General features: G+C 58.2%; 9 protein-coding genes and 1 pseudogene. 7 read left to right on the top strand and 3 right to left on the bottom strand.

Annotated elements, in window-relative coordinates; genetic code table 11:
- The first annotated feature begins 2 nt into the window (after window positions 1-2).
- Window positions 3-993, top strand: a pseudogene (locus tag B3511_RS05685) (fimbrial protein).
- 5 nt (window positions 994-998) lie between these two features.
- Window positions 999-1,502: a fimbrial protein gene (locus B3511_RS05680; RefSeq protein ID WP_286777717.1), complete on the top strand. Its 504-nt coding sequence runs from the start codon at window positions 999-1,001 to the stop codon at window positions 1,500-1,502.
- On the opposite strand, the gene dinG is transcribed toward B3511_RS05680, so the two are convergent.
- Both dinG and rhlE read right to left on the bottom strand, forming a co-directional pair.
- Complete coding sequence (dinG, locus tag B3511_RS05675) at window positions 1,489-3,666, bottom strand: ATP-dependent DNA helicase DinG (RefSeq protein ID WP_286777716.1); 2,178 nt, start codon at window positions 3,664-3,666, stop codon at window positions 1,489-1,491. The genes B3511_RS05680 and dinG overlap by 14 nt on opposite strands.
- A gap of 96 nt (window positions 3,667-3,762) precedes the next feature.
- A complete protein-coding gene (gene rhlE, locus B3511_RS05670) occupies window positions 3,763-5,127 on the bottom strand; it encodes an ATP-dependent RNA helicase RhlE (protein WP_040076469.1) in 1,365 nt (454 codons plus the stop codon).
- Between the two features lie 232 nt (window positions 5,128-5,359).
- Here rhlE and cecR point away from each other — a divergent pair, with 232 nt between their 5' ends.
- From cecR to B3511_RS05645, 5 genes are read left to right on the top strand one after another with little or no spacing between them, the layout of a single operon-like run.
- A complete protein-coding gene (cecR, locus tag B3511_RS05665; protein WP_286777715.1) occupies window positions 5,360-6,034 on the top strand; it encodes a transcriptional regulator CecR in 675 nt (224 codons plus the stop codon).
- Entirely contained in the window at window positions 6,034-7,029 is a 996-nt protein-coding gene (gene hlyD, locus B3511_RS05660) for a secretion protein HlyD (RefSeq protein ID WP_040076471.1), read from the top strand. Before cecR ends, hlyD begins: the two co-directional genes overlap by 1 nt.
- Window positions 7,022-8,761: an ATP-binding cassette domain-containing protein gene (locus B3511_RS05655; protein WP_286777714.1), complete on the top strand. Its 1,740-nt coding sequence runs from the start codon at window positions 7,022-7,024 to the stop codon at window positions 8,759-8,761. The genes hlyD and B3511_RS05655 overlap by 8 nt, the downstream gene beginning before the upstream one ends.
- Window positions 8,751-9,884, top strand: coding sequence for an ABC transporter permease (locus B3511_RS05650; RefSeq protein ID WP_040076473.1), 1,134 nt, complete (start codon window positions 8,751-8,753; stop codon window positions 9,882-9,884). Before B3511_RS05655 ends, B3511_RS05650 begins: the two co-directional genes overlap by 11 nt.
- 9 nt (window positions 9,885-9,893) lie before the next feature.
- Window positions 9,894-11,000: an ABC transporter permease gene (locus tag B3511_RS05645; RefSeq protein ID WP_046886935.1), complete on the top strand. Its 1,107-nt coding sequence runs from the start codon at window positions 9,894-9,896 to the stop codon at window positions 10,998-11,000.
- Here B3511_RS05645 and B3511_RS05640 read toward each other — a convergent pair.
- The gene (locus B3511_RS05640) at window positions 10,962-11,372 is read right to left on the bottom strand and encodes a YbhQ family protein (RefSeq protein ID WP_040076475.1); all 411 of its coding nucleotides are present in this window, start codon (window positions 11,370-11,372) and stop codon (window positions 10,962-10,964) included. The genes B3511_RS05645 and B3511_RS05640 overlap by 39 nt on opposite strands.
- Window positions 11,373-11,405: the final 33 nt, after the last annotated feature.

The following is an 11,405-nucleotide window of genomic DNA, read 5'->3' as shown; positions in this document are numbered from 1 at the left end:
TTATGCAGCTTGTTAAACAGTGCCTTTTGTTACTCGTTCTGGCCACCGGCGCACTCGTTATGCAGCATGCCAAAGCGGCCTGTCTCTCGTCGGATATGCCGAAGCAAATTAATGTTTCGTCGATTTCCGTGCCCACGACGCTTCCCGTCGGATCGACGATCCCGGGGACTGACCAGTCCGTGCATATAGCCGGTCATTGTGACAACGGCCTTGAGGGGGGGGATGGAAATTGTCGCCTGCTATTACGGTACCGGCAGTGAAATACCCGGCATGGCGGGAGTGTATGAATCTGGCGTGGAAGGCATTGGCGTCGCCCTGGTGAACGATAAAGGGCAGCGTATTACTGGCGCAGGCGGCGTTTATTGCGACTCGCGCAGTACACCCATCAGCTATGTATCAACCGACGGGAACGCCAGCTTTGATTTTAACCTTTCGCTTCAGCTCATTAAAACGAGCATGAAGGTGGTGTCGGGTACCCTACAGCAAAGCCAGACCAAGTTCGGGCTTGGCGTTTACGGTCACGACGGGATCGGTAGCCCTAACTCCATTGCCTATGCCGGCAACGTCAATCTCAACATCGTCACCTGTTCCGTATCGCCAAAAAACCTGACCGTTAACCTCGGGGATTTCCCCATCAGCGACTTTACCGGGGTGGGTATCCTTTCTACCCCGGCGAAAACGTTTAATGCCACCGTTAACTGTACTTCAACGGTACAGCCAGAGATCAAAATTACCAGCGCCAACGGCTATGAACCGGGTCTCGACGGCGTACTCAAACTCACCCCGGAAAACGGAATGGCCACAGGGGTCGGCGTAAGAATGCTGTTTGACGATCATATCGCCACCTTCAATCAGTATGTCCCTACCCAGGGCGAGGCGATCGAGAATCAGACCCTGGATATTCCCTTCCAGGTTCGCTACATCCAGACCCGCGACGAGGTCACGCCCGGCCCGGCCAACACCGTTGCGACCATTACGCTCGCCTACCGGTGATAATGATGAAAACACATATTTTTCTGCTGACAGCCGCGCTAATGGCGCAGAGTTATGCTGAGGAGATCCAGGTGCAGATGGTGGGGAATATCTATGCCAATACCTGCACCGTTGATAGCGCCAGCAAAGCGTTAACCGTTGATTTAGGCCAGGCGGCATCCAGTGATTTCAAAGATGTGGGGGATACCGGCGCGTGGAAGGATTTTACCCTGAAGGTGACCCATTGCCCTAAAACCCTTACGCTGGCGAACGCTTTTTTTTACGGGCAGGCGGACAGCCAACACCCCACCAAATTCGCCAATATGGGCAGCGCCAAAGGTCTGGCCCTGGAGCTTGCAGACCCGCAGGACAATATGTTCATTGCCCCGCAGGCAAGCTTTAACGTGCTGATCGACCAGACCGACCACTCCGCGACCTTTCCGCTTGCGGCCCGCTATTACACCACCTCGTTGCCCGTCACCGTCGGTACTTTCAGCAGCGTGGTGCAGGTGACATTCACTTACCAGTAGGACTGCGCCCCTTAGCACGGATGCTCCTTTTACGCCCGACGGTCAGTTTTGTCGGGCGTTTTTTTACCGGCGGCACGTCGGGCTGCTCAATAGGGAAAACAGGCAGCGCGTTCAGCAATCGCTGTCCGTAGTTTTTACTCAGCAGGCGTTTGTCATAGATAACCACTTCCCCCCAGCAGCCGTGGCTACGGATCAGACGCCCCACCTGCTGAATCAGATTAAACGACGCTGCAGGCAAGCTTTGGACTTCAAACGGGTAGCGGTTCAGGCTCTTGAGCCACTCCCCTTCGGTAATCACCACCGGGCTGTCGATCGGCGGGAACGCAATCTTATGAATATGCACCTGGGTGAGGTAATCCCCTTTCAGATCCAGCCCTTCGGCAAAGGACTGCAACCCCACCAGCACGCTCCGCTCGCCGTTTTCTATCCGCTTGCGGTGCAGTTCCACCAGCCGGTAGCGGGGCTGGTCGCCCTGTACCAGCAGCAGCAGGCGGAGATCGGGCACTTCTTCCAGAAAACGCTGCATGGCGCGGCCGCTGGCAAACAGCACCAGCATACCGGGATATTTTTTGCTTTCGAGCTGCTCACGGAAGAAGGCGGCCATCTCGGCGATGTGCTGCTCTTCGTTATCGATCAGCGGTTCATACTGCATACGCGGAATAACAATCTTACCCTGCTCGCAGTGGTTGAAGGGCGAATCGAGCGCCACGAAACGATCTCCCGCTTTCTCTCTCAGGCCGCTCATCTCCTGCAGACGCGAGAAGCTGTTCAGCGAGCGCAGGGTGGCCGAGGTGACCACCACGTGCGGTACGCTGCGCCAGAGCAGCTTTTCCAGCTGATCGCTAACGCGGATCCCCACGCAGTGGAAGAAGAGGTGAATCTGTCCGTCGCGAACGTCGCGGGTCGCCCATTTGGTCACCGGGGCGCCGGAGGCCTGAACCATAGAGGCCAGCCGCCACAGTTTGCTCTGCCCCTCGAACATCCCCAGCGCGCGGTTCATCTGTAATAACACCCGGTGCAGACGCACCACGTCGTGGCTGCCGGTCTTCTCGCTCAGATCGTTTAAAAACAGCTCTGCCAGCCCGCGCAGTTTTTCCAGCAATTTCGCCAGCTCCTGGCAAATCGCCATGATCTCCTGCGGCAGTTCCCCCATGGCGAAGCGGTGTTCGGCCTGCTGGGTTGCCGGAAGATAAAGATCGAGAATGTTATTCAGGGAAGCGATGTGGGTGTAGACCGCTTCGCAGTGCTCGCTGAGGCGCTCCGGCACCGCCAGCGGCGGGATCGTTTTTGGACGGAACTGCTCCATACAGGTGGCAACCAGCTTGCAGAACAGATCCAGCTGCAAGCGAAACCACGGGGCGGTGATCTCGGCGCTCATCTCCAGCGCATCACGCGCCACGTCCGGCAGATGATGTCCTTCATCCAGCACCAGCAGCAGGTTCTTCGGCTCCGGCAGAACGGCTTCGCTCTCCAGCGCCGCCATTACCAGCGCGTGGTTAGCCACAACGACCTCTGCCTCCTGAATTTCACGCCGGGCGACAAAGAACGGGCACTCGCGGTAGTAGTGGCAGTTGCGGTTCAGACAGCTGGCTTTGTCGGTGCTTAAACGCCGCCAGAGATCATCGCTGATGGCCTGATCGGTATGATCCCGCAGGCCATCCCATTTGTAGCTGTCGAGATCGCCTTTCAGTTTCGCACACTGCTCCTGCTCGGCCTTATTATTCGGGGTCAGTTCGTCATCCAGAAAGGCCAGCAGATCCTGCTGCGTGGCTTCGCTGCTGGCGAGGGCCGTCAGGTTACGCGGGCAGACATAGCGCCCACGCCCAAAGGCGGCAGTAAAACGCAGCTCAGGAATAATTTTGCGCAGCAGAGGCAGGTCTTTGCTGAAGATTTGATCCTGCAAGGCAACGTTGGCGGTACTGACCACCAGCGTTTTTTGCTCTTCACGGGCAATGGCAATACCCGGAATGAGATATGAGAGGGTTTTCCCGACGCCGGTTGGGGCTTCAATCGCCAGATGCCGGCCCTCGTCACCCGCAAGCGTCTTCGCCACATCGGCAATCATTTGCCGCTGCGGTGCTCGGGGAATAAAGTCGGGTATCTGCTGTTGCAGCGCCTTATACCAGGCGGCAATTTGCGCTTTTAGCGCAGCGGTTAAAGCCATCGGGGAACCTGAAATACTGTATAAACAGCCACTATTGTGGCACGTTCACCTGCCAGCGGCAAAAAAAAAGCCCGGCTCTACGGCCGGGCTTCCAGATTACTGTCCTGCCGCCGGTTTACGCGGACGGCGACGGCGCTGCCCTTCTCCGGCGGGCTTGCCTTCGCCATCACGGCGCGGCGGTTTGCTGGCAGGCTTAGCGGCTGCCCCTTCAGTACGGCGCGGCTGCTGCTGACCACGGCCGCCTCCGCCTTGCCCGCGTCCACCGCCCTGACCGCGTCCGCCACCCTGGCGGCCGTTCTGGATCGGTTCGGCTTTGATAGAGGGATCCACTTCATAACCTGGAGTCTGGATGCGCGGGATCTCTTTCTTCAGCAGGCGCTCAATATCGCGCAGCAGCTTATGCTCATCGACGCAGACCAGCGACAGCGCTTGACCCGTGGCGGCAGCACGGCCGGTACGGCCAATACGGTGAACGTAATCTTCTGGCACGTTCGGCAGCTCGTAGTTCACTACGTGCGGCAGCTCTTCGATATCCAGACCACGGGCGGCGATATCGGTGGCGACCAGTACGCGGATGTCACCCGATTTAAAGTCGGCCAGCGCGCGGGTACGTGCCCCCTGGCTCTTATTGCCGTGGATCGCCGCACTGCGAATGCCGTCTTTGTTCAGCTGTTCTGCCAGGTGGTTGGCACCGTGCTTGGTGCGGGTAAAGACCAGCACCTGCTGCCAGTTGCCCTGACCGATCATCTGGGAGAGCAGCTCGCGTTTACGCTTCTTATCAACAAAGTGCACGTACTGGGTCACTTGCTCAGACGCAGTGTTACGACGCGCCACTTCCACTTCCAGCGGATTGTGAAGCAGTTTTTCTGCCAGCGATTTGATCTCATCCGAGAAGGTCGCAGAGAAGAGGAGATTCTGACGACGCGCCGGCAGTTTGGCCAGTACGCGGCGGATGTCGTGGATAAAGCCCATATCCAGCATACGGTCGGCTTCGTCCAGCACCAGAATCTCTACGCTATCCAGCTTCAGCGCATTCTGGTGTTCCAGATCGAGCAGACGGCCCGGCGTTGCCACCAGCACATCCACGCCGCCGCGCAGTTTCATCATCTGCGGATTAATGCTCACGCCGCCGAAGACCACCAGCGAGCGAATATTCAGATAGCGGCTGTATTCACGGACGTTCTCGCCCACCTGAGCAGCAAGCTCACGGGTTGGGGTCAGAATCAGGGCACGAACCGGACGGCGGCCTTTCGCATGCGGCTGATTCTCGATCAGACGTTGCAGCAGCGGCAGCGTAAAGCCTGCGGTTTTACCGGTACCGGTCTGGGCGCTCGCCATCAGGTCACGGCCTTGCAGCACGGCGGGGATCGCCTTCTGCTGAATAGGGGTAGGTTCGCGATAGCCCTGCTCTGCGACGGCGCGCAGAATATCAGGATTCAGGCCAAGGGTATCAAAAGACATAACAACTCCGAACCGCCCCGACCGTCACAGGTGTAGTTTTCAGGGAGATAAGACGAATAGACAGGACAAAAACCACAATGTCACGAAGCTGCGGAGTGTAGCAGATTTTGTGACTTGGCGCATAAAATATCCCTGACGGCGGGCCTGACAAAATAAATCTCCGGTCGGCTGGACAAGGCGAAAATTTAACCATAAAGTTAATCAATCGATTGATTAATTTTTTGGCGCGACGATGAATACAATCCCCACCACCAGTAAAGGCGAACAAGCCCGCAGCCAGCTGATTGCCGCTGCACTCTCCCAGTTTGGCGAGTATGGCCTGCATGCTACCACTCGCGATATCGCCGCACAGGCGGGGCAGAACATCGCCGCCATCACCTACTATTTTGGCTCAAAAGAGGATCTGTACCTCGCCTGCGCCCAGTGGATCGCCGATTTTATTGGCACTCATTTCCGCCCACATGTGGAGGCCGCGACAACCCTGCTTGCGCAACCCGTGCCGGATAAAAGCGCGGTGCGCGCCCTGATCCTGCAGGCGGCCAGGAACATGATCCAGCTGCTGACCCACGACGACACGCTGAACCTCAGTAAATTTATCTCCCGTGAGCAGCTCTCCCCCACCACGGCGTATCAGCACGTGCATGACCAGGTTATCGCCCCGATGCACGGTCATTTGACCCGGCTGATTGCCGCCTATACCGGGCGCGCAGCGGAGGATACCCAAACCATTTTGCACACCCATGCGCTGCTGGGCGAGATCCTCGCCTTTCGCCTCGGGCGCGAGACCATCCTGCTGCGCGCGAGCTGGAGTCATTTTGATGAAGAGCGGGCAGAGCAAATTTTTCAGGTCGTGAGCTGCCATATCGATCTCGTTTTAGAGGGATTAACGCAAAGGAGTCCGGAGTGATGAAAAAACCCGTGGTTGTTATCCTGGCCGCGCTGGCGCTGGTTGCCATCGTGACGGGAGGCTGGCTCTGGTATCAGGGCCAGCAGGATAAAGGGCTGACCCTGTACGGTAATGTGGATATTCGTACCGTTAATATGAGTTTCCGCGTGGGGGGGCGGCTGGCGTCGTTAACGGTAGATGAAGGCGATGCCATCACCGCCGGGCAGACGCTGGGGCAACTGGATAAAGCGCCGTTTGAAAATGCGCTGCTGCAGGCCAAAGCGGGCGTCTCCGTTGCGCAGGCGCAATATGATCTGATGCAGGCGGGCTATCGCGAAGAGGAGGTGGCGCAGGCCGCCGCAGCGGTGAAACAGGCGCAGGCGGCATATGACTATGCGCAGAAGTTCTATCAACGCCAGCAAGGGCTGTGGGGCAGCCGGACAATTTCCGCTAACGATCTGGAAAATGCCCGCTCCTCCCGCGACCAGGCCCAGGCCACGCTGAAATCGGCGCAGGATAAGTTAAGTCAATATCGCACCGGTAACCGCCCGCAGGATATCGCCCAGGCAAAAGCCAGCCTTGAACAGGCTCAGGCCCAGCTGGCGCAGGCCGAACTGGATCTGCGTGATACCACTCTTACCGCCCCCGCAAACGGCACGCTGATGACCCGCGCTGTCGAGCCGGGCAGCATGCTTAACGCCGGCAGCACGGTATTGACACTCTCCCTGACCCGTCCGGTATGGGTGCGCGCTTATATCGATGAACCCAACCTGGGTCAGATGCAGCCGGGGCGCGAACTGCTGCTCTACACGGATGGCCGCCCGGATAAGCCTTATCACGGTAAAGTGGGCTTCGTCTCGCCCACCGCTGAATTTACGCCAAAAACCGTCGAAACGCCGGATCTGCGTACTGACCTGGTGTATCGCCTGCGCATTATCGTGACCGATGCCGACGACGCCCTGCGCCAGGGGATGCCGGTGACCGTTACGCTCAACGATGGGGATGGTCATGAATGATGCGGTTATTGAACTCACAGGACTGCTGAAGACGTTTCCCGGAATGGACCGCCCGGCCGTGGCGCCCCTGAACTGTACCCTGCAAAAGGGCTACGTGACCGGGCTTGTCGGCCCGGACGGTGCTGGAAAGACAACCCTGATGCGTATGCTCGCCGGGCTGCTCAAGCCCGACGACGGGCAGGCGCGGGTACTGGGGTTAGCTCCCATCGAAGACGATCGCGCCCTGCACGCCTTACTGGGCTATATGCCGCAAAAATTCGGGCTGTATGAAGATCTGACCGTGATGGAAAACCTGACCCTCTATGCCGACCTGCGCAGCGTCACCGGCGAAACCCGGCAAAAAACCTTCCAGCGGCTGCTGGAGTTTACCGCGCTGGGGCCTTTTACCGGGCGGCTGGCGGGCAAGCTCTCCGGCGGGATGAAGCAGAAACTGGGGCTGGCCTGCACCCTGGTAGGCGAGCCGAAGGTTCTGCTACTGGATGAGCCTGGCGTGGGCGTCGATCCGATCTCCCGGCGTGAACTCTGGCAGATGGTGCATGAGCTGGCTGGCGACGGCATGCTGATCCTCTGGAGTACCTCCTATCTGGACGAGGCCGAACAGTGCCGGGATGTCCTGTTGATGAACGAAGGCAAGCTGCTCTACCAGGGCGATCCTACTGCCCTCACCGCCGGCATGAACGGTCGCAGCTTCCTGCTGCACAGCCCCGACGAAAACAACCGCCGTCTGTTGCAGCGGGTCCTGACGCTACCCCAGGTGAGCGACGGCATGATTCAGGGGAAATCGGTACGCCTGATCCTGAAAAAAGAGGCCAGCGCGGGGGATATTCGTCGCGCCCCGGGGATGCCGGACATTGAGATGAATGAGACCGCCCCCCGCTTTGAAGATGCGTTTATCGATCTGCTGGGTGGCGCGGGGACAGAGGAGTCCCCGCTTGGGGCCATTCTGCATACGGTTGAAGGCACGCCCGGCGAGACGGTGATTGAAGCCAAATCACTGACCAAAAAATTTGGCGATTTTGCCGCCACGGATGACGTTAACTTTGCCGTGAAGCGCGGAGAGATTTTTGGCCTGCTGGGGCCGAACGGCGCAGGGAAATCCACCACCTTCAAGATGATGTGTGGCCTGCTGGTGCCGACGTCCGGCAAGGCGCTGGTGCTGGATATGGATCTCAAGGTCAGCTCGGGCAAGGCCCGTCAGCATCTGGGCTATATGGCGCAGAAATTCTCGCTGTACGGCAACCTGACGGTGGAGCAGAACCTGCGTTTCTTCTCCGGGGTCTATGGCCTGCGGGGGCGGGCACAGAACGACAAGATTGCGCGCATGAGCGAAGCCTTCGGGCTGAAAAGCATCGCCAGCCACGCCACCGATGCGCTCCCCCTTGGCTTTAAGCAGCGCCTGGCACTGGCCTGCTCCCTGATGCACGAGCCTGACATTCTGTTTCTGGATGAGCCCACCTCGGGGGTGGATCCCCTCACCCGCCGTGAGTTTTGGCTGCATATCAATAGCATGGTGGAAAAAGGGGTGACGGTGATGGTGACCACCCACTTTATGGACGAAGCGGAGTATTGCGATCGCATTGGGCTGGTCTATCGCGGCAAGCTGATTGCCCACGGTACGCCGGACGATCTTAAAGCGCAGGCCGCCGATGAAGCGATGCCTGACCCGACGATGGAGCAGGCTTTCATCACGCTGATTAACGACTGGGATAAGGAGCAAGGCCATGGCGCATAACGCCCTCTCCTGGCGCCGGGTGCGCGCACTCTGTATCAAAGAGACGCGGCAGATCGTGCGCGACCCCAGCAGCTGGCTGATTGCGGTGGTGATCCCACTGCTGCTGCTCTTTATCTTCGGCTATGGCATTAACCTCGACTCCAGCAAGCTGCGGGTGGGCATTTTACTGGAGCAGCAGAGCGAAGAGGCGCTCGACTTCACCCATACCATGACCGGCTCACCCTATATCGACGCCACCGTCAGCGATAACCGCCAGCAGTTGATCCAGATGATGCAGGCCGGGCGTATTCGCGGTCTGATTGTGATCCCGGTGGATTTCGCCGCCCGAATGGCCACGCCGGGCGACAGTGCGCCGATCCAGGTGATCACCGACGGCAGCGAGCCCAACACCGCCAACTTTGTGCAGGGGTATGCGGAGGGGATCTGGCAGCTCTGGCAGATGCAGCGTGCCGAAGACCGGGGCGAGACCTTTGAGCCGCTTATCGATGTGCAGACCCGCTACTGGTTTAACCCGGCGGCCATCAGCCAGCACTTTATCATTCCCGGCGCGGTGACCATCATCATGACGGTGATTGGCGCCATCCTCACGTCGCTGGTTATCGCCCGGGAGTGGGAGCGCGGCACCATGGAGGCGCTGCTCTCCACGGAGGTCACGCGTACGGAGCTGCTGCTGTGCAAGCTCATCCCCTACTATTTCCTCGGCATGCTGGCGATGCTGCTCTGCATGCTGGTGTCGGTCTTTATTCTGGGGGTGCCTTATCGCGGCTCGCTGATTGTGCTCTTTTTTATCACCTCGCTTTTCTTGTTGAGCACGCTGGGAATGGGGCTTCTCATCTCCACCATCACCCGAAACCAGTTTAACGCTGCCCAGGTGGCGCTGAATGCCGCTTTTTTACCCTCGATTATGTTGTCCGGGTTTATTTTCCAGATCGACAGTATGCCGGCGGTGATCCGCGCCGTGACCTATATCATTCCGGCGCGCTATTTCGTGAGTACGCTACAGAGCCTGTTTCTGGCAGGTAACATTCCGGCGGTGCTGGTGGTCAATCTGCTGTTTTTGATCGCCTCGGCGGTGATGTTTATCGGCCTCACCTGGATGAAAACGAAACGGCGACTGGATTAAGGAGCAGCCATGTTTCATCGTTTATGGACGTTAATTCGTAAAGAGTTGCAGTCGCTGCTGCGTGAGCCGCAGACCCGCGCCATTCTGGTGCTACCGGTGCTCATTCAGGTGCTGTTATTCCCCTTCGCCGCCACCCTGGAGGTGACCAACGCCACTATTGCTATCTATAACGAAGACAATGGTAAGCATTCGGTAGAGCTGACCCAGCGCTTTGCCCGCGCTAAAGCCTTTACTCACGTGCTGCTGCTGAAAAGCCCACAGGAGATCCAGCCTACCATCGATACCCAAAAGGCGCTGTTGCTGGTGCGCTTCCCGGCCGATTTTTCGCGCAACCTGGACAGGCTGCAAACCGCCCCTATGCAGTTAATTCTGGATGGGCGGAACTCCAACAGTGCCCAGATTGCCGCGAACTATCTGCAGCAGGTGGTGAAGGAGTATCAGCAAGAGCTGATGGCGGACAAACCCAAACCGAACAACAGCGAACTGGTGGTGCGCAACTGGTATAACCCTAACCTCGACTACAAGTGGTTTGTGGTGCCGTCGCTTATCGCCATGATCACCACCATTGGGGTGATGATCGTCACTTCGCTCTCCGTGGCCCGCGAACGGGAACAGGGCACGCTCGACCAGCTGCTGGTCTCGCCGCTGGCCACCTGGCAAATCTTTGTTGGTAAAGCGGTACCGGCGCTGATTGTCGCGACGTTCCAGGCGACCATCGTGCTGGGGATCGGTATCTGGGCCTATCACATCCCCTTCGCGGGGTCGCTGGCGCTGTTTTACTTCACGATGGTCATCTATGGTCTGTCGCTGGTGGGATTCGGGCTGTTGATCTCGGCGCTTTGCTCTACGCAGCAGCAGGCCTTTATCGGGGTGTTTGTCTTTATGATGCCCGCCATTTTGCTGTCGGGGTATGTTTCGCCGGTCGAGAACATGCCGGTATGGCTACAGAATCTGACGTGGGTAAACCCTATTCGTCACTTTACCGATATTACCAAGCAGATCTACCTGAAGGACGCGAGTCTGGATATTGTCTGGGGAAGTTTGTGGCCGCTACTGGTGATAGCGGCCACGACGGGCTCAGTGGCCTACGCGATGTTTAGACGCAATATCGCGTAACTTTTTCTCCCGGGTCAGCAGTGACACCACTGCCGGCCCGGCGAGGATGGCCAGGCCTGCCAGAGCCAGTAATATATTGTTCTGCAGCACGCGTGACAGCAGCCACAGCACAATCATGGCTGCGCCGAAGTACCAGGTGGTGGTCAGCTCTTCAAGCACATCTGCCACTTCACGCCAGCGTTGTTCATGATGACGCTGTAAAAAGAGCATCAGCAGGACGGTCACCCCGTACAGCACGCATAAACCTAACCCAACGCGCACCAGCGCTCCGCTGGTCCACGCCAGCACCAGCACAGCGACAACCGCTAAATGCAACATAATCTGCCAGCAACTCAGGCCGGTTGCGACGCGAATGCGTTGTTGCCACTTCATGGCTTCTCTCCTGGAGGATTTTTCTCTGCTTCT

The sequence above is a fragment of the Leclercia sp. UBA1284 genome (assembly GCF_002308415.1).
GTDB classification, from domain to species: domain Bacteria; phylum Pseudomonadota; class Gammaproteobacteria; order Enterobacterales; family Enterobacteriaceae; genus Enterobacter; species Enterobacter pneumoniae.
Note: the sequence above shows the minus strand (reverse complement) of the source record. Positions and strands in the feature narration are given on the sequence as shown.